The organism is Paraburkholderia edwinii (genome assembly GCF_019428685.1).
In the GTDB taxonomy this organism is placed as follows: Bacteria; Pseudomonadota; Gammaproteobacteria; order Burkholderiales; family Burkholderiaceae; genus Paraburkholderia; species Paraburkholderia edwinii.
The window spans coordinates 2,776,080-2,800,026 of record NZ_CP080095.1; the positions used below are offsets into that span (position 1 = coordinate 2,776,080).

Here is a 23,947-nt window from a genome sequence, read left to right on the forward strand (position 1 = left end):
GAGTCTAGATCCCGGCGTACCGTCAACGGTCCGATGCCGGCACACCGCTTTCGATTGGAAGACCCAATCGTGGCCGCAGGCGGATACCGACTGCGCTGCCGGCAAATGCGGCGAGTAGCCATAGCCAGCCATGCGCGCTTGCCGAAACGATACCGCTGAAATAAGCCCCGACGTTGGATCCGTACGCCAGGCGCGCGCCGTACCCCAGCATGAGACCGCCAAACGCGGCTGCAAGCAGTGGCCTTAACGGTACGCGCCACACCGGCGCATAGCGGCCCGCGAGCGCTGCGGCCATCATCGCGCCAAGCATGATGCCCACGTTCATCACCGTGGGCACGTCGTGAGACAGCGGTGCCGCAAGCGCCACAGCGTTGTCGTACGAAGCCCAGTACGGCCAGCGTGCGACCTTGATGCCAGTCGCCGATACAGCTTTTGCGCCCCACAGCGCGAAGGCGGAAGTCACGCGCCACGCCTGGCCGGACACCGCAAGCGTGGCGAAGTTGAGCACGGCAAGCAGGAGCGCAGCGGCTGCCAGTGGCCAGGGACCGTGGACAAGCGAGTGCTGGGACGACACGCTAATGGGTGGCGGCGCTCCCGTACCGTGGCGCCGTCTTTCGACGACGACCGTCAGGATCGAAATGCCACCGAGGACAATCCAGCTCAGTGCGAGCGCTGGCACAGCGCCAAACGTATCGCCAAATGTCAGCGAGCCGAGCGAAGGCAACACGCTCCAGTACACCATATGTGCGGTGCCGAGAACCGATCCGGCAATAAAGGCAAACAACGTGACGATCATACTGATGCCACCGCCGTTCGCCGAGTAGAGCGTCCCGCACGCACAGCGGCTACTGAGCTGCATCCCGATTCCGGAAATGAACGCTCCGCAGAACACGGAAACGCTAACCGGCGCGGCCGCCGCGCTCACTTTCGTGCCGAACAATGTGCCTGCCGCAAGTACGGGAAGGAAGAGACCGGCGCCGACGGCAAGCATCAGCGCGTGCGCGCGAATATCCGAGCCGCGACGCTCGACGATGAACTGCCGCCACGCGGATGGAAAGCTGAAACTACCGTGATAAAGCGTGATGCCGATGAGTACGCCGATTCCAAAGAGCGCACTCTGACGATTGCTCACCAATAACGCCAGATAAACGCAACTGACGACGACGAGGGACGCAGTGATAGCAAGCGCCAGCCGATTAACGCGACGTTGCCCGCCATCCAGGTTGCCGGTCAGTTCAAGTTCGTTTTCGCCCCTGAAAGAGTTTGTGCGCTCCTTCATTGCAAGATCAACATGATGATTAATCGATCGCCGCTTACGTAGCATCATGATAGCGAGTCAGTGAGATCCTTCAGCTATACGAGCGTATCAATTTGGGTGAGGGCGGCGAAGCAGGTGAGGGCACGCACCCTGGCGGGCGCGAGATCAAAAAATACGTGCCCACACGTCACGCACGCCGCGCGCGATCTTCGAGCAGATACGACGCAATCAGCGTCAGCAGATCCGATACCACGCCCGTGACGATCGCCTCGGCAAACGGAAAACCACCGTAGTGGTTCTCATGTGAATACGCGTCGCCCGCCATCGTCAGCCCGCCCATGATCAGCGCATTCCCGAAGCGGTTTGCGTACAGCCGTAATGCCGGAGTGAAGGTCAGCAACACAGCAAGCGCGCCGGTTGCCAGCCCGGTGCGCAACGCGACGCTCCAGTGTTCACTGCTCATTACGTTACCCCAACTGCCAGGCATACAGGTCACGCATGCGCTGGTTGGCTGCAAGAACCGTTGTGCAAACAGAATGCAGCGTCGCTGCCAATCGATCGCGTCCATAAGTCTCCGTACGCATCCGTTGATGTCGGACACGGTGTCGTGTCGTGAACCGTGCCGGCTCACCCGTCACGCCCCGTTGGATTTAACGCTTGCCGGCAAACAGATTCAACCGGCCGCAAGTATCGGTCGCCATACATGGAGATACTTTTCGGAAACAAGGGCGGCGGTGCGATTCAAGATACAGAAAGTTGTCGCATGACTCCGCACGACTCGCCCGTGTATCAAATCCGATACCAATGTGCGCTTGTTTTGCGGCACCGTGATTTCTATCAACAATGGCTCATCAAACTGTCATTCGTTCTTGAGAAGACGAGGCAACTGCTTTCCCGGAAGGGTCTAACGGGTGTTCAGGCGTCGCAAACATCCTCCATTTGTCGAGCACGCGCAAGCCGCTCATCGCGGAGGTCAAAACATGAATCTGTCTCAGCATCCGAATGCCGAAGCACACTGCGCCGTCTTTGAACGAACATGCGTCGGGCACCTCTATATGCAAACCAACGAAGAGGAGAACGCGGTGGTGCATTACAGACGTATGCATGACGGCGCTCTTGAAGAGGCCGGACGCACTTATGCCGTGCACGACGATGGATCTCTATCGGAGCATACGAGAATGACGATTCCGTACAACCGCCCGCAGGGGGCTCGCAGCGTTCTAGCGAGACCATTCGGGGCAAACAGGCTTTTCCACTGGAAACGGGAGGGCGCGTACGCATTAGCCACTTCGGGGCGTGCTGATGCGGCGCAGGCTTTGCCGAGAGCTAATCAACCTGCTGGCGCTGCCAGTAGCGCCGGGCAGAGCATGTCGGTGTGCTTGGGAGCGGCATTGAATGGGAGTCGGCGTCGTCGTTCGCGACGAACCTATGTGCCGGCAACCTGTAGCTGCACCGTACCGCCAAAATTTCGCCCAAAAAAGGGGCCCGCCGGAGCGGGCCCAAAAGCGCCTGAACGCGGGGATAGCGCGCGTCCCGGTTACTGCCCTTGCTACCGCATTAGCCATCTCTTTGCGTGGGCGGCAAGCCATCATGCCGCTCGCTAATTCCAATGGTATTCAGACAGATTTTGGGAAACTCAGACAATTTGACTGGTTTGATGCGGAATCGCCTTAAGTGTGGGTTACGACAAACCATCGTTTGAAGGGTATCTATTCAATCATGTGCATTCGCAATGAATATCTGATTATCTAACTAGTCGACCCTGAACAATCCATGTTGTCGGCCGATCAACTCACGCTGTTAAGATCGCGGCAAGGGCAGGGCTGACTAAAGCCGCGGCCGCTCAATTCGAGTTCTTGAGCGGTTCCCGGCCCATCCGGTAGTCGGTGGGCGTGGTCGCAAGGTACTTTCTGAACAGCTTGGCCAACTGGCCGCCGCTGCCGATGCCGCAGCGGCGTGCGATCTTGTCCACCGGCAGGCGCGACTCGACGAGCATCCGGCAACTCAAATTCAAGCGTGCGCGCAGCAGGTAGTCGGATGGCGTTACGCCCATCTCGCTCTTGAATCGCCGCAGAAAATTGCGCTCGCTCATCGCCGCGACCTGCGCCGCGTCGTCGATTGATATCGGCTGGTCGACGTTTGCCTTCAGCCAGCGCGCGGACGCCATGATCTTCTCACTGACCTGCGGCGCAGCTTTGTCGGCGATGGACGAACCGAACGGCGTCTTGTGCTCGGTCGCGACCGATTCGGCCACCAGTTGAGCCAGATCGGGTCCAAGATCCTCCTCGACGATGCGCAACGCAGTGGGGACCGCGCCAGGCGCTTCACCCATTGTTCCCGGTGGATAAGCGTTGCCCCTTTTATGATCGGCATCGATTAGAGGGCAATAGCGACCCGGCAGGCCAGCTGCTTCCAGCAGAATCTGGCCTTCCGCAATCGGATGAACGATTTCGCTGAAAGGGTGCCGGCTGCGCAGCCAGATTCTTAGACGTTCGTCCCGGCAAGCCTGTTGCGCACCCACGCCACCGGCAACGAAGAGTAAATGTACGTCGTTGGTGCCTCGGTGCGAATTGACGTCTTCGGTCCAGACGAAGACGGATGATGAACTTGCAATGCGACCACCGGCAGCCGACCACAGCGAGACGTCGTAGCGTGAGCGTCCAATCTGTCCGGGTGCGACGAACGCGTTGGCCTTCTGAAAAATCTCGATGATTACGGCGATGCCGGGCAGCGCAAAGCCATTGAACAGAGCGATGTCGATGCGCGTCGTCTTGTCGGCCCTAGCCAGTGAGTTGCTTTGCCGCGACGCGTGCGGCATGGTTTGATTCAGCTCCATTGCGTTTTCCCCGTATATTCGTGGCCTTTAGAGCTTTCTCCCACGATCTGCTTTTTGTTGTCATCGACACATACTATACAGATGCGTCTACTCCCATTATTGCATGGCCGAATTAGTCAAGACATTGGCCGCTCGAGACATAAGTGGTGATATATGAGGTCGAGATGGTTCCCACTTGGACATATAAAAGCGCGCGAGAAGGGCTTATATCTGGCACATATATGGAAATATCTAAAACTGGAATGCGTGGGGCATAGAGTGCGTGCTGCGCGACGCATACCCTACGCATCTGGCGCTCCGTAAAGGAACCTCGTCGGTGCCGATCAAAAGAGCCGATATTGATAGGCGAAACAGCATGGCGTATTCGGACAATCTCTTTCCCTTGTCCGCCAGAAACCAGGCGCGCAATATCAGGGTTTTAAAATTACGGATGGTCACTCGGAGAAAACTCGAAGGGCGTTGCCATCGAGTTGTCTAGCCGTCGTGCCCCCGCAGGCGGGCCTTTTTTACTCCTGTGTGAGGCGGCGGTACGCTCAACCAAACGGATCCCGTTCCGCTCAAACATTGCAGCGCACAGCCGGTGGACGCTGTGTGTCCTGGACGTTTGCGCATTGGCATGGCATGCGTAGCCGCCGATATCAGCTGGATGCTGCGAGAGATCCATTCCAAATCCATTCGTGCAAAGGCAAACGATTGCGCAACGCTAAAGAAGATGGTGTCGGGGCCGATAACGCTCTCATGCATAAGCAGGACATTCAAATCGTCGTCGAGGGGGCGCGCGAAACTGCGGACGCCATCGTCGGCGCCCGCGAGTGGAGGACAGTTGAGGATGCCGGCGATATGCGGGATGTAATTTTCTGGGATCTTCTTTCGAAACAGCTGCCAGACATGACGGTGGCCGAGATCATGTCGACGCTCGATCCAGGCGGTGCGAGGACGCGTTGTTGATTTCACGCGGCTATCGCGTGAAGCGCGTCGTAACCGATGCGCGAGGCGTCGTGTTCTGCGGGGACTGGCCGGCGCCTGCATTTCTGAACTGCTCGGGATAAAATCAAGCAATCCTTTCTATCAAGCTGACGTTTTCGGTGATCCCGCCGCGTTGATTTGTTTGCCGTCGGGGAAGAGACGAGAGACTTCCTGATCCCTGCTGGACAATGGCGCTCGGTGGCTGGCCGCGAGCATGATCGTGATTCCCGACTGGAAGCCATCGCAAGAACAGAAATGCATGCACCACACCGATGCGCCAGAGCAATCCCTCGTCACGCCGCATTGGCAATGGTATTGACCAATACAAGAAGCCGAACCGGAATCATCAACGACAGCGCAAAACCCAAGAGGCAGAAATTTACCGGAAATTCCCTGGGCATACCGAACAGCAGGGTCGTTTTCTCCGTCGCACCTCGCGCGACTTGCCTTTGCGATGTCGTTCACTTCTTCTACTAAAAGCGCTTGGTTTTTCTTGCCAGGGGCAGTGGGAGTGATTACGACGGAGTTGGTCCACAAAGCTTGCGGACCAATCCGAGCACGTACGTCGGCTTACGGATCTCATTGATCGCGACCGTTTGTATGTCGACGCGCCGCACGGTGGCTGCCCGCGTATGTCCGCGGACGGCGACTCCGGAATATCGCGGTCACAGGTCGCGGCCTGAGAATCTGCCGGTTGCTTCTTCGTCGCGGCTTCATGGGCATACGCATGATATTCAACCCCCATGGTATGCCTCGCCCGCGAAATGACGCATAGGTCCGCGGGCGCGGTTGTCTCTAGTGTCCGCCACCGCCGCCATTGCCACCGCCACCACCACCGCCTCTCCCATAGCCGCCACCACCACCGCCTCTCCCATAGCCGCCGCCTCCAAAGCCGCCACCGCCGTGGCCGCTACCGTCGCCCCCGTGGCCACCGCCGTCACCGCCACCATAACCGCCGCCGTGGCCATAGCCACCGCCGTGGCCATAACCGCCGCCGTGGCCACCACCGTCACCGCCGCCGTGACCACCACCGTGACCGCCGCCGTGACCACCACCATCACCGCCGCCGTGACCACCACTGTCACCGCCGCCGCCGTGACCACCACCGTGACCGCCGCCGTGGCCACCACCATCACCGCCGCCGTGGCCACCACCGTCGCCGCCGCCGTGGCCACCACCGTCCCCGCCGCCGTGACCACCACCATCACCGCCGCCGTGGCCACCACCGCCGCCGCCGCCGTGGCCACCACCATCACCGCCGCCGTGACCACCACCGTCACCGCCACCGTTGCCACCACCGTTGCCACCACCGGCATTACTACTGCCGCCGGCATTCCCACTACTGCCCGAAGAATTGCTACCACTACTTCCTGCACCGCCCGTTCCGCCTCCCGCCGAACCGCTGACGCCTCCTGCCGCCGCAACGGGCCCGCCAACGCCGCCTCTACTGCCGCCGTGCGTGTACGGACCGCAGTCGCTTCCGTTGCCCATGCAACCTTGTGGGTTGAACAGCGTAGTCGTGTCGTCAGCCGCTGTCGCCGCTGCATTGGCGACTCCGATTGCGGACCCCGCCGCGGTGGCAGTCTCGCCCAACATGCCGTCTTGATCACCGCCGGACAACGCGGCTACCGACACGCCGCTTGTCAGCAAGGTTGCATCGGAGACCACCTGCCGTTGCGGAATCACTTCGTCGGCCGCGTTCGATTGCGCGGTCATCGTGCAGCACGCGACGCCAAGTCCGGCAACTACCACACGCCGGATTGATAGATTGCAGTGCGAAATAAATTGATTGGTCTTCACCTTAGAGATCTCCCCGGAACCGGCGACTCCGTTGTCATCGCCATTCCTTTGTTACGTGCGTATCGGCGGGCGGACTGTGCGACCTGCCGCCACACAGCCCGCCGCCCCTTATTGCCCCGTAGTGTTGTCTTACGCGCCGAGTGCCGGGGCATGCGCTTCCCGGCACACGACGCCTTCCATGGATCGCCGCAGAAGGCCGATCCGGGTAGATAGCGGCGCGATCGAACGAGGGCGTTACTCGCCGCGATTCCGGCGCGGCGGCATAAAGCCATAAACGTGCCATCGCTGTAACGGTGCGCCGTCATGACCCATCACACGGGCGTTGGAAGTGCACCCCAAAAAAATCAGTGGAAAACGTTTCGACCTTGAAACAACGATGCGAAATCAGCGCGTGCGACGTTTCACCGCGCGGTAGCAGCGGCACAGAAGCTCGTCGACGGGAATGTGGCAGCGGACCCGATGGCCGTTGCTGGTGTCGGGGCGGGGCGCTTGCTGTTCATAGATCGAGTTGAATTCACCCGGCCAGCGCGTGCAAAACACAATGCCGATGGTTAGGGTGGCGAACATTCATTGAGATTGAATGCGTTTCAAAAATGATCGTTAAATAGCATACCGCCATATTGCGCAATAGATATGATTACATTCGAAACTGTGTGGGATGTCTGAATTCTCCACAAACCTGTCCGAATCGGATACATGGCTCATTGATCGCGCATTAAACGGGATCGGATAAAAGCCACTAGAAACGTTTCTGACTTGAAACGATGCTGATAAATCGGGTGCAAAGTTTCGACGCAGTGGTTATCGCAAGCGAAGCTCATCGACAGCAATGCGGCAACGGACCCAGCGTCTATTTCTATTGCCGGCATCGGAGAAGGGGATCTTGCTGTTCACAGGCTGATCGGAACTTGCGCTGGCAACGCGTATGAAACAAGCATCCTGGCGATAGCGATGCGACGGTGGGTGGGGGCCCGTCTTCAAGGTGGATGCGTTTCAGCTGGCGCGTGCTGTTCCAGCCAGGCACTGGTCTGGGATACGCATGAGTTGTGTTGATTTTGGATTGTTAGTTAGGGTGCCGAATATTTATTTATATTGCATACGGTCCATAGAGCGATCGTCAAATTCCGCATTGCCGTATCGCGCAATTGAGGTATTTCCGCACAAAACGGAGCGGGATGGCCGAATTCTCCAAAGATCTGTCCGAATGGGAAGGTATGGATATCAGGATTATCCGCTTCGTTGATATATATTGACTTCGCGATTTATCCATAACTACGGGCCGGAAATCGTGCGCACGCAATGTGAGGCGTAATTTCTTTTTCGCGGATTCTGGAGATCGCTTCCGATTATTCCTTGGAGCCTTGACCATGATGCTCGTACATCGTATGACCTCGTCGTCGCCTTTGCGTCGGGATAATAGCCGCCCGTTGTTCAACAGAGAGACAGCCAAACTCGCACTCGCTTGCGCGAGCATGCTGGGGGCGTTCACGCTCGGCCTGCAGCCTGCCAATGCGATCGCAGCGACTACCACCGGCACATTCACCGTCTCCGCAGTTGTGCCGGCCGCCTGCTCGCTGTCAGCTGACTCGATGAGCTTCGGTACCTATAGCGGCAGCGCGCTCAGCACGACCTCGACGATCACGGCGACCTGCACGGCCAGTACGCCGTACAGCATTGCGCTGGACGCCGGGTTGAACGCCAGCACGGCAGGCGACACGAGCGCCCGTCGGCTCGGGTTCGGCGGCAGCTTCATTGCATACGACCTGTTTCAGGACGCCGCTCACGCGAACCACTGGGGTAATACCACGGGCACGGACGTGTATTCCGGAACCGGCTCCGGATCATCGCAGGCTATCAGTGTCTATGGCAGCCTGGCGGCGGGAGCCGTCCCAGCGCCGGGCACGTATTCCGATACGATCACGGCTACGCTGACGTACTGACCCACACGGCAATGCGACGCCAGGAGCCGCTATGGCCGTAATGACCGTACGTCAGCGCATAGCGACAACCGGTGGCCTTGTCGCTTTTCTTTGTCTGCTGCTGGCCGCTCGCGCGGCCAGCGCGCAGTCGCTGACGGTGTTGCCGGTCACGTTTCAATTACCCCCCGGGCAGGCGGCTGCCGCGCTCACGCTTGTGAACGGAGGCAGCCGTCCGACTTCAATCCAGGTCCGTGCGTTCGCATGGAGCCAGTCCACGGGTGACGACCAGCTCACGCCGTCCACCGAACTGCTTGCCAGTCCGCCACTTGCCACCATCGCGCCGGGCGCGTCGCAAATCGTGCGCCTCGTGCTGCGTCGTCCGCCGCAAGATCGTGAGGCAACTTATCGGATCCTGATTGACCAGATTCCTCCTCCGGCCGAGCCGGGCGTCGTGCACGTTGTGCTGCGCCTGTCGCTGCCCGTCTTTGCCGAAGCGGCCAACCGCACCGCGCCGGCGCGTCTGCAGTTCCAGCTCAGACGGGATGCCACCGAAGCCTACCTCGTCGCACTGAACGAGGGCGAGCGCCACCAGGCAGTGCGTGACATCGTGCTCACGACAAGCGATGGGAGAAAACTGAAAACCGAGCCCAATGCATCGCCCTACGTGCTTGCCGGTGCGTCCCGCCGCTGGCGTATTCCGGCGCAGACGCCGCTACCGGCCGCCGGGGAGACGGTGCGCCTCACTGCGAACGCAGACACAAGCACGGGCACGATCGATCAGTCCATTCCGGTTGTGGGCGGACGGTGATCGATCACATTGGGCCCGTTCAGCCCTGATGCGCCTGCCCGAAATGACGACGGTGATACTGGCTTTGGCCGTCGCGCCATCTTGCGCCGGGGCAGCCGGCCCGACTCTGCTGCTCGCGTTGCAGGTCAACGGTTACGCCACCGGTAAGATCGGCGAATTCTCGTTGCTAGACGGCGCATTGGCGGCACGGCGCGGCGAGCTGCGCGACCTCGGTTTCCGGGTGCCGGAAGCCGCTCCATCCACGCCGGGCGCCAGTTCCGACGGTCTGGTCGCATTGTCCAGCCTGTCCGGCATGAGCTGGCGTCTCGACGAAGCCAGCCAGACGCTGTACGTGACCTCAGACGATGAGCAACTGCTGCCGACTCTGCTCGGAGTCAGTGGACAGAACGCAAGCGCGTTGCCGGTCGAGAGCAGCACGGGCGCGACACTCAACTATGACGTGTCGACCAGCACCGTGCGCGGCCAGAGCAGCGCCAATGGCGAGCTCGACCTGCGCGTGTTCTCGCCGCGGGGGATCGCGAGCTCGGGGTTGCTTGCCTATGCGGGTAGTGGCTCGGCTTCCCCCGTCCGCCTCGACTCGACGTACACGTATTCAGACGCAGATACGCTGCGCCGCTACCGCGTCGGCGACTTCGTCACCGGTAGTCTCAACTGGACCCGCGCGGTCCGCTTGGGGGGCGTGCAGATCGAGACGGATTTCGCGATGCGTCCCGACCTGATCACATTTCCGCTGCCGTCGCTGGCCGGCTCGGCCGCCGTGCCATCGACGGTGGACGTACTCGTCAACGGCAACAGGACGATATCGCAACAGGTCGGCATGGGGCCCTTCGCGATTTCACAGTTGCCGGTCGTGACTGGGGCCGGCACCATTTCGATGACGCTGACCAACGCGTTGGGTCAGCAGGTGACCGAAACGCTGCCGTTCTATGCGAGTGCCACGCTGCTCGAGCCGGGTCTGCAAAACTTCTCCATCCAGGCTGGCGCGGTCCGGCGCAACTGGGGCACGGTAAGCAACGACTACGGCAGCTTCGCGGCCACCGCCACCTATCGCCGTGGCCTCTCGTCGACGGTGACCGTCGAAGCGAGCGCCGAAGGCGCAGCCCAACTGTTCATGGGCGGCGCCGGGATCGTGGCAAGCATCGGCAACTTCGCGGTGTTCAATGCTGCTGCCGCGGTCAGCACGAGCGCAGCCGGCACCGGCAGCCAGTTTTCCATCGGCATCCAGCGCCAGGATAGGGTGTTTGGCTTCGGCGCGTCCGTCACGGTGGCCTCGACCAACTTTGTGGATGTCGCCGCGCTGAACGGTTCGCCGACGCCGCGACTGGAACTGATCGCGAGCACCGGCGCGTCGCTCGGCCGTCTCGGTTCGGTCGGCCTCGCGTATGCCGGAATAGACCTTAATGCGACGCCTGGCCCGGTCCGCGTGTACGTACCCGCCGGGACCGTGCTGAACGGCGACAGCACGTCGCAAGGCGGCGTCGTCTCGTTCCAGCCGGCGCGCCGCTCGCACATCCTGTCGGCCAGCTACACGGCGCCGATTCGCGACGTGTCGCTCTATCTGACCGGATATCATGATTTCACCGCCAGCAACAGTAGCGGCGTGATGATCGGCCTGACCATCCCGCTCGGCAAGCGCAGTTCCGTGAGCGCCAGCGCAGGATCGGGTTCGGGCAGCAGTTATGCACAGGTGCAGGCGCAGCAGTCGCCGGTCACCATCGGCGATTGGGGTTATCAGGTGTATGGCTCACGCGCCACCGACGCCGATCACGAATTCGCGCAGGTGCGCTACAAATCGCCGTGGACGATGCTGTCGGCCGGCGTCGACCGGACGGCGCAGGACACCTTGTTGCGCCTCGAAACCCAAGGTGCCATTTCAGTGGTCGGCGGCGGCGTGTTCGCATCGAACACGATCAACGACAGCTTCGGCATCGTCGACACGGGCGGCGTCGGTCGGGTCCGCGTCCTGGACGAGAACCTCGACGCGGGCCGCACCGATTCCTCGGGGCGCCTGCTGGTACCCGATTTGCGTTCATATGCGGTCAACCACCTTGCGATTGATCCGGCCGATCTGCCACCGGATGTGTCGCTCGATAGCGCCACCCGCAACGTGCGGCCGCAGGACCGCTCGGCTGTCGTCGTCAAGTTCGCGGTGCGCGCGAGCCGCGGCGCGTTGGTGCGGCTCGTGGACGAAGCCGGCGCCCCGGTTGCGCCGGGCAGCGTCGTTACGCTGCGGGCGACCCGCTCAAAGGCGCCGGTCGGCTACGACGGCGACACGTATATCGAGGGCCTCGATGCACACAACGAAGTTGGCGTCGAGCAGCCAGGCGGGCAGCGCTGCACGGCCACGTTCGACTACCAGCCGGCGCCTGGCGACATCCCCACGATTGGGCCAGTCGTCTGCCATGAGCAAACACGATGATGTGCCGCTTGATGTGCCGATCCGGCATCGCCGCGCTATCGCTCATGGTGAGCACGACGGGGCAGGGCGCGTGCACGATATCGGCATCCGGCGTCGCGTTCGGCGTATATAACCCGCTGTCGTCGTCCCCCGCGGACGCGGTCGGCATGATTACACTCAGTTGCTCCCGGATGTCTGGCACCGGCCACTATGCGATCGCGCTTAGCGCCGGCGTAAGCGGCAGCTATGCCGGTCGCGCGATGCGCAGCGGCCGGTCCACGCTGCCTTACCAGCTTTATACGAATGCCGCGCACACCGAGATCTGGGGTGACGGCAGCGGTGGCAGCGCGGTCGTCGTCGGCGTGGACAACCTACTCCAACGAGGCGGCACGTCGACATATCCGGTATATGGTCGTACTCCGCCACGGCGGCCCGTTGGTCCCGGCATTTACGGCGACCTGATCGTGATGACAGTCACGTTCTGAGTTACTGCTTGCCGGGTCGTACAGAACGAGGCAAGCCGTCCGATGGCGTCTTGGTTTACTCGCGTCTCGATGCCACACAATGCGCGCTGCGCGAACCGGCCTGGCGGTCGTTGTCCGGTGTCGGAAACGGGCGGTCACAGCGTTCCGTCTATATGCGCATCAATTAACTCGAAGGTGCGCGATATAATCCAAATCTATTTCCATGCCTGAATAAACGGACAATCGTTTCTTGAATGGATACCCGACAATGTCGGACAAACGAAACCAGATTATGGACGCCGCGACCAGGCTATTTGGCAGGTACGGCTATCACGCAGTCGGAATCGACTGGGTCACTGCCGAGTCGCGCGTGACCAAGGCAACGATGTACCGTTATTTCCCGTCGAAAACTGATCTGATCGCCCAGGTCCTTCAACAACGTCAGCGGGATTGCGCCGCTTCGCTAGAGAAGGCCCTGGCGAGCGCGGACACGCCGCTCGCCGGGCTCGAACAGGTGTTCAGATGGCACGGCGACTGGTTCAACGCGCAAAATTTCACCGGCTGCATGTTCGCCCATGCGGCAGCGGAATTTCCGTCGAAAGGCTCGACCGTTCACGACATCGCCGTTGCACAAAAGACCGGCCTGACGAAACGGATCGAGCAGCTCGCCGCGCAGCTCGTCGGCGCTGAAAACGCAGCCGCGCTGGCCCCCGTCCTGGTCATGCTGCTGGACGGGGCAACACTGTCGGCGCAAGTCGCTGACAGAAAGGCCTCCGCCGACGAAGCGTGGAGCGCGGCCCGCGATCTGATTGCCGCTTACTGTGTGAGATCCGTGCAGGACTCGTGGGAAGCGGACGTGATCGTGGACATCAGGAAATCATAGTACTGCTGGCAAGACGCGAGGCGTAGCCGCGCGCCGAACAGGATATCTGCCGCAGCGCCCGGTACGCGCGCCAGCGTCGGCGTGATCACGTTTTCCAGCCAGCCTTCGCCGTGAACAACGTCGACCTCGATGTGTTCGGCGTAGTAGCGATATTGCCATTCTGGATAGCCGAGCCGCCGGAATCCCTGAACGACCTTCTCGTACGACGCGGGATCGATGAGCTCGGTCACTGCCATTACACCGAGCGACTTATGGGCGTGCATCCGGTTCAGCGCCGTCAGCATGAACAGGTTGTGCCCGGCATGTCCCTGCCAGGACAGGGCGGCGGCCTGGTCTGTCCGGACTTGCGACAGGCCTCGTGCGTCCAGCAGATCGCGAAACGTGCGGACATGTGCCTCGGACCGATCGCCGCGGCCCGACTCGTCCCACAGATTCTGAACCAGTTCAGGCCGGGCCTTCTCGCTGGAGCCGACCAGCGCCAGCGCGAGCAGATCGAAAAAGCGAATGTTGAGCGCGCTGTCACTCAGACAGAACCGGTCCATCGCCGCGTGGTCGGCCTCATGAGCGAGGAAATCGAATAATGGATGAGCCGCCGCGCTGTGGGAAACGCACAGTGCCTTGATGGTCTGCGGCACGTCGACAGGTTTCACGTCTTCAGCACTTTGAAGCCGGGTCTGTTCCGCCTTGAGCCACGCGTTCTCGATGCGTCGGCGAACCGAATAGAACAGCGGCTCGTGCTGGTTCGTCGCGGCAACGTCATCCGGCGCACACAGTTGCAGTTCGTATAGCGCGAAAAGCGCCGCATGCGCTTCGGCGACTGCCGCCTCGTCCTCTTCGCCGAATGCCCGCCGCACGAGATCGGCGACTTTGTCCAGATAGGCTCGCTGAAATTGCGGGGTGGCTTCGATCCGCTCATGCAATTCCGGATCGCGCGACAGGGTAATAACGCCGGCGTCCAATGGCATCGACTGAATATGTTCCGACCAGGTCGCGGTTTTCGCCTGCCCCTCCCACGACCCCTGCATTTGTACGTTCGTCATTTTGGTCTTCTCTTATCATTTTGCTGGAGTGGAAATTATAGAGGACATGAAATGGCTTTTAAGAAAGTCCATCTCAAAGCGCCCATTACTTATATGGTCGCCTCCCATTTGCAAGGCGATATTGAGAGTGACGAGGAGGGTGGTTGCGGACTTATACATGGCCTCGTCCCGTTTGCCAAATGATCTGGTCTACAGCGAACAGATGCTGGATTGCATATATACATTCGGCCTGTTGATGGCAGGGTTGTGCCTGGCCCCAATGGATTTCGCCCGACGACGCCTTCATATATCCACGGCTTCGAAAGCCCTAAGTCCGCGCAGGTTCTGTCGTCGACGGTCCGACCTGTTTGCCATTGAATCAGATCACTTGTGCAACCAATGAAGAGATGAAGCTACGACCACGATGTGATCGGGATCGCGCTCATACCGGCGGTGCATACTCCTGACCGCGTGCAAGCACCACCCAGATCGTTCTGGCAATCTTGTTCGCGAGTGCTACGACGGCGACATTTGTTCCGCGTCGCGCCTGAACCTCGAGTATCCATCGGGAGAGTTTGTCCGTGTGCCTCACGGCTTGCTGAACAACCGATCGGGCGCCATGTACCAATAGCATTCGCAGGTATCCGTTACCGCGCTTTGTAATGCCGAACAGACGATCTTTGCCTCCCGAGGAGTGCTGCCGTGGCGTCAAGCCAAGCCAGGCCGCAAACTGCCGGCCGTTTGTGAACTCGGAAGCGCTTCCGGCCGCGGCGATTACGCCGGTCGCGATCATCGGTCCAACACCACGGATCTTCTCCAGTCGCTGGCTTGTGGGCGATGCCTTGTGCACTTGCTGGATGAGCTCGTCATACCGTGCGATCTGCCTGTCGAGCAGTGCAAGGCGCTCGTACATGTCGCGCATCATTGTTCGCGTCAGTGCTGTCAGCTCGTTGCGCTCGTCATCGATAATCGTTGGGAGTTGTATCCGGACTTTTAGAGGCGTTTGCGCAATAACTACGCCGTATTCAGCCAGCAAGCCTCGAATCTGATTGATCTGTGCGATGCGGTCTCTCATGAGCAAACTACGGATGCGGTGCATCGACTGGATGTCTTGCTGCTCAACGCTGTTGATAGCGACGTAACGCATGGTCGGACGAGATGCGGCTTCAACAATCGCCTCCGCGTCGTTGCGGTCGTTCTTCTGGGATTTGACGAACGGCTTGACGAATCGCGGGGCGATGATGTGAACCTGATGCCCCATTGCGGAGAACCGCCGAGCCCAGTGATGCGCTCCACCACACGCTTCCATCACAATGCGACAGGGCGGCAAACAAACGACGGCTTCCAGGAGCTTGTTGCGGGTGACACGCCGGCTCAATACGGGGTGGCCGCTCTGGTCAACGCCGTACAGCTGGAAGGTGTTCTTGGCCAGATCGATGCTCAGCAACGCGACGCTCATGACGGCCTCCGCTCATTGGTGGGTCAGGGAGTGTTCATACTGCCATGCACTTCGATGGAGGTCATTTCACTGACTCACCGGAGGTGGGACGAGGCCATTCCACTATATCCGGACTCGATCGCGGGCATGCCCGCCGGCCCCGATGGATTTCGCCGCAAAGGTCCTAATCTAAATAACGGACTCGAAGTCCGAGAAATGTCTCAGGCTTGCCTTTGCGCGGTCCAACCTGTCTTGCCATCGTTCAATACGCCTGTGCAACCGAGGATGGGTTAAAGGCCTTCATGCGTGACTGTGCGACGGTGCTGTTTCATACGTTCGGCCATGGGCCAGCAGCGCCCAGATTGTTCGCGCCATCTTGTTTGCGAGTGCAACAGCAACGACGTTCGTTGGACGCCGGGACAGCATCTGTTTCAACCGCTCCGGCAAATGCTTCGAGCTCGAGATGACCGATCTCGCGCCGTGAATCAGCAGCGTGCGCAGATACACGGCGCCGCGTTTGCTGATGCCACCGAGCGTCCCGATGCATGGCCGGCTCGCGCATGCTCATGGTGATCAACCCGGTATTGCCCATGGCTGGCTCCGCGGCGAGTGAACCGCGCCAGCATGAACCGCAAAGCGCCCAGGTACGACATCTGTACTTTGCCCAGATACGACATTACAACTTTGCTCTCACACAAAAATTTTCGCTAATTTATATTATGTCAAGTTTTAATTTCACCGCTCTGCAAGGCAGACCTGTAGGAGTTTGACGACTATGAAAACATCGATCGCAAATCGATCCATCACCAAGCGACGAAAAAGACACTGCAATCAGCCGCGGCCCGGACAACCCGCAAGTAACAGCCGAACGGAATGGCGCACATGATCTAAACACGCGCCCGTACAAGCAGGCTTTGCATCACTTTTTCAACCGACGTGGCCGCCACCGCAATGACAGTGGCAGCGCGTCAATTAAAGGCGCTATAGAATCGCTCCCGCCTGCGGAACAAACCCACCGCCGACACTTGCCCCGCACGAACTTACATCCCCCAGCCACGAGGATCACCATGCCTGTGTTGCGCAGCGCCGCCGCGCGTCCCTATCGCAAGAAGCACCTGACGTCCCGTTCGTCTCGACTCGCACTGGTGACGGCAAGCAGCGCAATCGCCTTCCTCAGCGGCTGCGCGACCGCCGCCCACCCGCCAGCCGACGCCTCCAGCAACAACGAACCCATCGGCACCGTCCAGCAAATCTACGACGGCACCCTTACCCCCGACCTCGCCGTCCACACGTTCCGCCACATCGACAAGCTGTTCCCCACGCGCCGCATCGCCCGCGGCGACACCGTCACCCCGCTGCCCGAATCACCACAACAACTTACCCAGGTCAAATTCGACTCAAACGGCAAGCACTACGACCTCTTCGACTTCCTCGCGCTAGACCGCGTATCAGGTCTGCTGATCCTGAAGAGCGACCAGATCGTCTACGAAACCTATCAGTACGGCAACACGCCCGCGACGCGCTGGATGTCGATGTCCCTCGCCAAATCGATTACGTCGACGCTATACGGCGCGGCGATCAAGGACGGGCTGATCGGCAGCATCGACGACCCGGTGACCCGGTACGTGCCGCAACTGACCGGCTCCGCATACGACGGCGTGACGATCCGCAATGTGCTGATGATGGCCTCGGGCGTGCGCTGGGACGAAACGTACACGAACCCCAAGTCCGATCGTCGCGCCCTGCTCCAAGTGCAACTGGCCCAGCAGCCGGGCGGCACGCTCGACCTCATGAGCAAGCTGCCGCGAGCCGTCCCACCTGGCAGCCGCTTCAACTACAGCACCGGCGAGACCCAGGTGGCGGCCGAAATACTGCATGGCGCGCTAAAAGGGAAAACGATCTCGGCGTACCTGTCGGAGAAAGTATGGCGGCCTCTCGGCATGCAGTCCGATGCGACGTGGTGGCTCGACTCGCCGGACGGCGTCGAGATCGGCGGCAGCGGCCTGAGCGCGACGCTGCGCGACTGGGGGCGCTTCGGGGTGTTCATCGAGAACGGCGGTGTCGCCGCCGGCCAGCAGGTCCTGCCCCCCGGCTGGACTACCGAGGCCGGCACGCCCAAGACGCTCAGCACGGGCAAGGTTTCCCAGTACGGCTATTTCTGGTGGCCGGTAACGTCTGGTCAGTCGGTTCAGGATGGCGCCTACGCCGGCCACGGCATCGAGGGCCAAGGGCTCTATATCAATCCGAAAGAGAAAGTGGTCATCGTGATGTGGGGCGCGCAGTCCAAGCCGAGTGGCATGGAAGCGGTCAACCGGGATGATTTCTTCAACGCGGTGGTCGCGGCCGTCAAGTAGCCACAGTTGCCTCGCAACGGCGCAGCGATCGCGCGGGTACAGCCAGCGCATCCGTCGCGTCATTCCGGCTCGCAATCGACCCGACACCAACAGCCGGAATCCGCGCACACGGCGACGCGTTCGCCGTTCAGCTGGACCTCCTCCGCATGCGGCTGCGACGATGTCGAAGGGGCGACGTCGAAGACTACCTTCAGCGCGCGCGCTACATGAGCGTCTTCGATGGGAAGCTCCCAGGTCAGGAATATCTGGACGCAATCCTGATCCGGAGGAAAGTCGGCCACATCGAAACCATTGCTGCCGCGCTGAATGACGCCGTGAGGCTGGCCCGTGTCGAATATCACCGCCGTGCCCCGGCTCAAGGGAATGCGATGGCCCAACGAAGGGAAATGCAAGTCCAGCCCCTTGTCTTCGCTCAGGAAGAGATTGCAGAAGGCTGCACCGCCATATTGCGCACCATCGTGGTGGTACCTCGCACCGCGGCAGGCCATCAGGGCTACGTCACTGGCGGCGAGCACCCCGGGCAGTCCACGCGCGCAGGTCCAATCGGATACCGCCTGCACGCAGCGCGTGTAGTCGGGCCAGCGCACCCGCGCTCGCGGCAAAGGCATGGTCTCGACATCGCCGGGTTCCAGCACCATGCGCGACGAGATCTCCCTCTCCCAATCGGCAAGCAGGCGGGCAGGCGGCGCGGGAACGTCGAGCATGCCTGATAGCACGATGTCGCTCACGCACCGGCCGCGAATGGCGTCGCCGCTCCAGAAATGGGAGATCAGCATGGCTCGTAATCGATGCAGTGATGATTCATCCGGCCCATTGTAATGGTTCGAGTGGTCAGGCCGCGCCCTATCAGCACGCCTAGGAGCCGCGGCGGAGTTTGCGCACAACGCTGGACTGTCCGAGGCCCAGCAGACGTGCCGCCTCGCGCGTGTTGCCGGCCTTGCGCATGGCGTCCTCGATGAGGCGACGCTCGAACCGCTCGACACGCTGCCGGAACGAGTTCGGTTTGGCATCCAGCACTTCTCGAGGTAACACGCCGTCAAGAAAGTCAGCGTCGACGACGTCGCTTTCGCAGGTCACCACCAGACGCTCGATCACGTTGCGCAGCTCGCGCACGTTGCCGGGCCAGTCGTGAGCCAGCAGCAACGCCATCGCCTGTTCGGATACGGTGCGCCGGCAGCCGTAGCGTTCGTTGAATTCCGCCATGAAATGCAGCACGAGAGGCGCGATATCGTCGTTACGCTCGGCAAGCGGCGGAACCGGAATGGGGACGACGTTCAGTCGGTAGAACAGATCGTCGCGGAATGTGCGCGCCTCGACCATCTGTATCAGATCGCGATTGGTCGCCGCGATCACCCGTACGTCTACCGAAACGGTTCGCGTGCCACCCAATCTGACGATCGTGCGGTCTTGCAACACCTGCAGCAGCTTCACTTGCAGATCAAGCGGCATGTCGCCGATTTCATCGAGAAAAAGCGTGCCGTGATCGGCGAGTTCGATGAGGCCGCTCTTCCCGCCGCGTTGCGCGCCGGTGAATGCGCCGGCTTCGTAGCCGAATAGCTCCGACTCGAGAAGATCGTGAGGCAGCGCGCCGCAATTGATCTTGATGAATGGTCCGGACGCGCGCCGGCCGCGCCGGTGAATCAGATTCGCGATCACATCCTTGCCGACACCGGATTGCCCGGTGATCAGCACGGTCGCATCGACATTCGCCACTCGAGCAGCCAGTTCGGCGACGCGCTTCATCGGCTCGCTGCGCACTACCGCGTCAAGTACCTGCAGGTTCTGCAATCGCAGCGCCTCGTTCTCCTCGTCGGCCCGACGCAATTTTTCGCGCGTCTGCGCGAGCGCGTCCTGCAGTTGCAAAAGCTCGGTCGTGTCTCGCGAATTGATGATGACTTTCCGTACTTTGCCCGCGGCGTCGACAAGCGGAATGCCCGTCACCAGTATCGTCTTGCCGGTGCGCGTGTGCTGCGTGGTCGAAATGCGCTGCCCCGTGCGCGCCACCTGTGCGGCAACGACCGGCCGGATCCATCCGGCCTTCTCGAACTCCGACACATGACGGCCGATCATCTGCGCGGCCGTGAGATCGTAATTGCGCTCGCAGCCTTCGTTGACCATCAGCGTATACCCGGCGCCGTCGGCGACGAAGATCCCGTCGAACGAATGGCGGAAAATCTCTTCGAAATCGAGCGCGGACTGGTGTAGCCGGTCGATGCCGGAGAACGCACCCGTCTCGCTGCCGAGCGGCACCAGCATCACGACCACGTCGGACTCCGTGCGATAGGTGCCAGGCGCGTAACTTTGGGCGGCCACATTCAGCGTTTCTGCTTCGCGCGGCACGCGTGGCTCGCGCGTCGCATCTTCGACGCACCTGCGCAAGATGCCGTGCGCGTCGCCTTCCCAGATGCGCCGGGCGACCGCATTCATCCATCGCGTTTCGCCGTTTCTGCACCACACAATACCGACCGGATGTGCTTCAAGTACGGTCTTCAATGTGTCGTCCGTCATGCCCGCTGCCTCCTCGCTCGCAACGAGCATACACCACCGATGATTCGAGCACGCGGCGACCGGTGGGAAGCGGCGCTGATCCAGAAATGAATCAGCGCGATCCGGATGCGGTTCGCGCGACGCAGCCGACGTGCCGCTTTCCCGCTCGTTTCACAGGCGCCGGCATCGCGGCTGCATGGTCGCGACGCCGGGCCGCGCGTGCTCCAGTCGCCTGGCGCGCCACGACCGGACCGCTGGCCCGGACCTTGCCTTTATCGCCGCAACGCCGGTGCGCTACGTACACGGCGTTCCGCGAGCCCGGCTCGTCCACGAAAAGACATGGAGACAGAGATGACCGAACTATCACAGCCGATGCTGCTCGACGGCACGCCGCCGCGGGCGGTCGAGGCACCTGCGGCGCGTACCGTATTGCACTCGCCGTCGTTCCGCCAGTTGATGGCGATCAAGCGTCGGGCCGTGGTGCCGTTGCTCGGGGCGAGTCTCGCATTTACGTTTGGCGTCGCGCTATTGTCCGGCTTTGCGCCCGCGCTGATGTCGCTGAAGATCAGCGGGTCGTTCACGCTCGGTTATCTGCTGGTCGTCGCGATTTATGTGGTGTGCTGGGCCGTATCGGTGGCGTATGTGAGCATCGCGAACCGTGCATTCGATGCGCTGGCGACAAGCGTCGCCGACGACATCCACGGAGACAGGTCATGAGGCTATTGACCCTCGCCATCTTCCTCGCGATTCTCGCGATCACGCTGATGATCACGTATTGGGCCGCGCGCAAGACGCGCACGACGTCGGAGTTCTACGCCGCCGGCGGCACCCTCAGTGCCCGCGCGAACGGCTTCGCGCTTGCGGGCGACTGGATGAGCGCCGCCGCGTTTCTCGGCTTTTCCGGCCTCGTATCGTTGTACGGCATGGACGGATCGCTGTACGCGGTTGCCGCGCTCGCTGCGTTTCTCGTCGTCCTGATGGTGGTGGCCGAACCGGTGCGCAACACCGGGCGTTTCACGTTCGGCGACGTCATTGCCGAGCGTATGAAGCGCCCGAGCGCGCGGCTCGCGGCGATCATCGGCACGATCGTCGTCAACGTCGCGTATATGGTGCCGCAGATGGCGGGCGCGGGCGCATTGATCAAGCTGATGCTCGGTGTGCCGTACGACGTTGCAGTGACGCTGGTCGGCATCGGCATGATCGTCTACGTGCTGTTCGGCGGCATGATCGCGACCACGTGGGTGCAGATCGTCAAGGCAGTGCTGCTGCTGGTGGCCGCGTTGGTGCTCGTGTTGCTGCTGCTCGCCGCCGTCCGCTTCGATCCGCTCGCGCTTTTTGCCTCCGTCGAAAAGATGTATGGCGCGAAGATGCTCGCGCCGGGCGGTTACTTCAAGCATCCGCTTGATACGCTGTCTCTGTTTATGTCGTTTATCTTCGGCGTAGCGGGGTTGCCGCACATCATGACCCGCTTCTACACGGTGCCCGATGCGAAGACCGCGCGAAACTCCGTGCTGTGGCTGATGTTTCTCGCCGGCAGCTTCTTCATGGTGACGACCTTGATCGGCTTCGCGTCGGCCATTTTCGTCGGGCAGGACGCGATCCGCGCCGCGGATAAAGGCGGTAACCTGGCGCTGCCGTTGCTTGCCCAATACCTGGGCGGCGGCCCCGGCTCGCTGGCGGGACAGATCTTCCTCGCGTGCATCTGCGCGATTGCGTTTGCCGCCATTCTCGCCGTGGTCGCGGGACTCACGCTCGCTTCATCCGGCGCGATCGCGCACGACCTGTACGTGAATGTGATCCGGCGCGGCGCGGTCAGCGAAGCCGGGCAAGTCCGCGTCGCGCGCATCGCGACGCTGGCGGTCGGTGTGATCGCCGTTGCGCTTGGGCTGCTCGCGCAAGGCATCAATGTCGGCGTGCTCGTGATCCTTGCCATCTCGGTTGCCGCATCGGCCAATTTCCCGATCATCGTGCTGTCCATCTTCTGGCGCCGCTTCAACTCCGCCGGCGTGATGGGCGGTATGACAGCAGGGCTCGTATCGTCAGTGACGCTCGCCTTTATCGGCCCCGCGTTCATGGGTCATCACGCGCTTTTCCCGATCGTGAATCCGGCAGTAGCCAGCATGCCGATCGGTTTCTTCGGCGCGTGGCTGTGCACGATGCTATCGCGCCGATCTCCGACACAGGACGACGACTTCGATGCTTTTTTTGTCCGGGCCCAAACCGGTCTGGTTCGTGAGCGCGTGCAGCCGCCGACATTGCGCGACCACGCATGAATAGCGGGCTGCACGTTTTACGTCCGTTGTCTACATTCAACGAAAGGAAGGACACACCTATGAAAGCGGTAAAAGCAGTTGTCTTCGATCTCTATGGCACGCTCTACGACGTGCACTCGGTCGCTGGCCGGTGCGGCGAGCGGTTTCCCGGACGCGGCCTCGAAATCAGCCTGCTCTGGCGACAGAAGCAGCTCGAATACACGTGGTTGCGCACGTTGATGGGCCAGTACATCTCGTTCGAGCAGGCGACTGAACAAGCGCTCGATTACGTCGCTGCGCATCTGAAACTGAGTCTTCCGCCCGAAGCGCACGCCGAACTCTGCAACGAATATTTGCGGCTGCGTCCCTATCCCGAGGCCGATGCCGCGCTCTCAGCGCTGCGCGCAAGAGGCTTGCCGCTTGCGATCCTGTCGAATGGATCGGTTTTCTCGATTCATTCGGTGGTCGAGCATTCGCGGCTCGCGCATCAATTCGATCATCTGATCAGTGTCGAAGCCGTGAAGATGTTCAAACCGCACACCTCCGTCTATGAGCTTGCGGAAAGGACGCTCGGCTTTGCACGCGATGAAATCCTGTTTGTTTCGTCAAACTCATGGGACGCGAGCGGCGCCCGTCACTTCGGGTATCAGGTGTGCTGGGTGAATCGCTTTGGAAACACATTCGACCGCCTCGGTCAAACACCGCACTACACCGTCGCGAGTCTCGACGAGCTGCCCGAACGGGTGTCGGCGGCAGCCGTCGCATCGTGAACGCCTCTCGGCTCGCCAGTATGAATGACGCTTACGAGCCGAAGTAAATGTCGCAGTAGCTCACCGGGCCCACGCACGAGCGGTCGGGGTGCTGCGCCGCATGGGACGCCGGCAAGCTCGTACAGCCGGCGAATGCAACTGACGCCGCGCCGAGCGCGACCCATCTTTTCCAGCGAACGCGCTGCGTGTGGGCACGCGTTCGATGATCGCGTGAAGGCCCGTTGGCTTCGCACGCGGGCGTGACGATTCGTTGCCGGCCGGCTTCGGTCATTATTGTGTTCTCCATGGCAGTATC

At 61.2% G+C, this 23,947-nt stretch carries 19 protein-coding genes and 2 pseudogenes; 10 read left to right on the plus strand and 11 right to left on the minus strand.

Going from position 1 to position 23,947, the window contains the following annotated elements:
- Nucleotides 1-22: 22 nt before the first annotated feature.
- From KZJ38_RS12260 to KZJ38_RS12270, 3 genes and pseudogenes are all read right to left on the minus strand, one after another.
- Nucleotides 23-1,132 carry a YeeE/YedE family protein gene (locus tag KZJ38_RS12260; RefSeq protein ID WP_425518247.1) on the minus strand — a complete coding sequence of 370 codons (1,110 nt, stop codon included), beginning with the start codon at nucleotides 1,130-1,132 and terminating at the stop codon, nucleotides 23-25.
- 291 nt (nucleotides 1,133-1,423) lie between these two features.
- Nucleotides 1,424-1,826: pseudogene (locus KZJ38_RS12265) on the minus strand (hypothetical protein).
- Between the two features lie 1,275 nt (nucleotides 1,827-3,101).
- Complete coding sequence (locus tag KZJ38_RS12270; protein ID WP_219796162.1) at nucleotides 3,102-4,094, minus strand: GlxA family transcriptional regulator; 993 nt, start codon at nucleotides 4,092-4,094, stop codon at nucleotides 3,102-3,104.
- 738 nt (nucleotides 4,095-4,832) lie between these two features.
- Here KZJ38_RS12270 and KZJ38_RS12275 point away from each other — a divergent pair.
- Nucleotides 4,833-5,042 carry a hypothetical protein gene (locus tag KZJ38_RS12275; RefSeq protein WP_219796163.1) on the plus strand — a complete coding sequence of 70 codons (210 nt, stop codon included), beginning with the start codon at nucleotides 4,833-4,835 and terminating at the stop codon, nucleotides 5,040-5,042.
- Between the two features lie 752 nt (nucleotides 5,043-5,794).
- On the opposite strand, the gene KZJ38_RS36885 is transcribed toward KZJ38_RS12275, so the two are convergent.
- Both KZJ38_RS36885 and KZJ38_RS12285 read right to left on the minus strand, forming a co-directional pair.
- A complete protein-coding gene (locus tag KZJ38_RS36885; RefSeq protein ID WP_281425768.1) occupies nucleotides 5,795-6,376 on the minus strand; it encodes a hypothetical protein in 582 nt (193 codons plus the stop codon).
- A gap of 868 nt (nucleotides 6,377-7,244) precedes the next feature.
- On the minus strand, nucleotides 7,245-7,427 hold the full coding sequence (locus KZJ38_RS12285) for a hypothetical protein (RefSeq protein ID WP_219796164.1): 183 nt from the start codon (nucleotides 7,425-7,427) through the stop codon (nucleotides 7,245-7,247).
- 905 nt (nucleotides 7,428-8,332) lie between these two features.
- Between KZJ38_RS12285 and KZJ38_RS12290 the strand changes: the two genes are divergently transcribed.
- The 5 genes from KZJ38_RS12290 to KZJ38_RS12310 all read left to right on the plus strand — a co-directional run bounded on the left by KZJ38_RS12290 (nucleotide 8,333) and on the right by KZJ38_RS12310 (nucleotide 13,332).
- Entirely contained in the window at nucleotides 8,333-8,800 is a 468-nt protein-coding gene (locus KZJ38_RS12290) for a Csu type fimbrial protein (RefSeq protein WP_219796165.1), read from the plus strand.
- 31 nt (nucleotides 8,801-8,831) lie between these two features.
- Nucleotides 8,832-9,587, plus strand: coding sequence for a fimbrial biogenesis chaperone (locus tag KZJ38_RS12295; protein WP_219796166.1), 756 nt, complete (start codon nucleotides 8,832-8,834; stop codon nucleotides 9,585-9,587).
- A 28-nt stretch (nucleotides 9,588-9,615) separates the two neighbouring features.
- Complete coding sequence (locus KZJ38_RS12300; protein WP_219796167.1) at nucleotides 9,616-12,006, plus strand: fimbria/pilus outer membrane usher protein; 2,391 nt, start codon at nucleotides 9,616-9,618, stop codon at nucleotides 12,004-12,006.
- 11 nt (nucleotides 12,007-12,017) lie between these two features.
- Nucleotides 12,018-12,470 (plus strand): Csu type fimbrial protein, encoded by a 453-nt coding sequence (locus KZJ38_RS12305; RefSeq protein ID WP_219800291.1) that lies wholly within the window; start codon nucleotides 12,018-12,020, stop codon nucleotides 12,468-12,470.
- A gap of 271 nt (nucleotides 12,471-12,741) precedes the next feature.
- Nucleotides 12,742-13,332: a TetR/AcrR family transcriptional regulator gene (locus KZJ38_RS12310; RefSeq protein WP_219796168.1), complete on the plus strand. Its 591-nt coding sequence runs from the start codon at nucleotides 12,742-12,744 to the stop codon at nucleotides 13,330-13,332.
- Here KZJ38_RS12310 and KZJ38_RS12315 read toward each other — a convergent pair.
- The 3 genes and pseudogenes from KZJ38_RS12315 to KZJ38_RS12325 all read right to left on the minus strand — a co-directional run.
- On the minus strand, nucleotides 13,266-14,372 hold the full coding sequence (locus tag KZJ38_RS12315) for an iron-containing redox enzyme family protein (protein ID WP_219796169.1): 1,107 nt from the start codon (nucleotides 14,370-14,372) through the stop codon (nucleotides 13,266-13,268). The two genes, KZJ38_RS12310 and KZJ38_RS12315, sit on opposite strands and share 67 nt — an antisense overlap.
- Nucleotides 14,373-14,793: 421 nt before the next feature.
- Nucleotides 14,794-15,810 carry an IS110 family RNA-guided transposase gene (locus KZJ38_RS12320; protein WP_219796170.1) on the minus strand — a complete coding sequence of 339 codons (1,017 nt, stop codon included), beginning with the start codon at nucleotides 15,808-15,810 and terminating at the stop codon, nucleotides 14,794-14,796.
- Nucleotides 15,811-16,089: 279 nt separating this feature from the next.
- Nucleotides 16,090-16,323 (minus strand): annotated as a pseudogene (locus KZJ38_RS12325) (IS110 family transposase); the annotation flags it as partial.
- Nucleotides 16,324-16,856: 533 nt separating this feature from the next.
- Here KZJ38_RS12325 and KZJ38_RS12330 point away from each other — a divergent pair.
- A complete protein-coding gene (locus KZJ38_RS12330) occupies nucleotides 16,857-18,143 on the plus strand; it encodes a serine hydrolase domain-containing protein (protein WP_219796171.1) in 1,287 nt (428 codons plus the stop codon).
- A 59-nt stretch (nucleotides 18,144-18,202) separates the two neighbouring features.
- On the opposite strand, the gene KZJ38_RS12335 is transcribed toward KZJ38_RS12330, so the two are convergent.
- Both KZJ38_RS12335 and KZJ38_RS12340 read right to left on the minus strand, forming a co-directional pair.
- Nucleotides 18,203-18,919, minus strand: a complete 717-nt coding sequence (locus KZJ38_RS12335; protein ID WP_219796172.1) for a hypothetical protein — start codon at nucleotides 18,917-18,919, stop codon at nucleotides 18,203-18,205.
- 79 nt (nucleotides 18,920-18,998) lie between these two features.
- Nucleotides 18,999-20,651, minus strand: a complete 1,653-nt coding sequence (locus KZJ38_RS12340) for a sigma-54 interaction domain-containing protein (RefSeq protein WP_219796173.1) — start codon at nucleotides 20,649-20,651, stop codon at nucleotides 18,999-19,001.
- Nucleotides 20,652-20,981: 330 nt separating this feature from the next.
- Between KZJ38_RS12340 and KZJ38_RS12345 the strand changes: the two genes are divergently transcribed.
- The 3 genes from KZJ38_RS12345 to KZJ38_RS12355 are packed head-to-tail and all read left to right on the plus strand — an operon-like array spanning nucleotide 20,982 to nucleotide 23,652.
- Nucleotides 20,982-21,347, plus strand: a complete 366-nt coding sequence (locus tag KZJ38_RS12345; protein ID WP_219796174.1) for a DUF485 domain-containing protein — start codon at nucleotides 20,982-20,984, stop codon at nucleotides 21,345-21,347.
- A complete protein-coding gene (locus tag KZJ38_RS12350; protein ID WP_219796175.1) occupies nucleotides 21,344-22,903 on the plus strand; it encodes a solute symporter family protein in 1,560 nt (519 codons plus the stop codon). The genes KZJ38_RS12345 and KZJ38_RS12350 overlap by 4 nt, the downstream gene beginning before the upstream one ends.
- A 59-nt stretch (nucleotides 22,904-22,962) precedes the next feature.
- Nucleotides 22,963-23,652 carry a haloacid dehalogenase type II gene (locus KZJ38_RS12355; RefSeq protein WP_219796176.1) on the plus strand — a complete coding sequence of 230 codons (690 nt, stop codon included), beginning with the start codon at nucleotides 22,963-22,965 and terminating at the stop codon, nucleotides 23,650-23,652.
- A gap of 31 nt (nucleotides 23,653-23,683) precedes the next feature.
- Here the strand turns inward: KZJ38_RS12355 and KZJ38_RS12360 are convergent, their stop codons facing one another.
- The gene (locus KZJ38_RS12360) at nucleotides 23,684-23,938 is read right to left on the minus strand and encodes a hypothetical protein (RefSeq protein ID WP_219796177.1); all 255 of its coding nucleotides are present in this window, start codon (nucleotides 23,936-23,938) and stop codon (nucleotides 23,684-23,686) included.
- Between the last annotated feature and the right edge of the window lie 9 nt (nucleotides 23,939-23,947).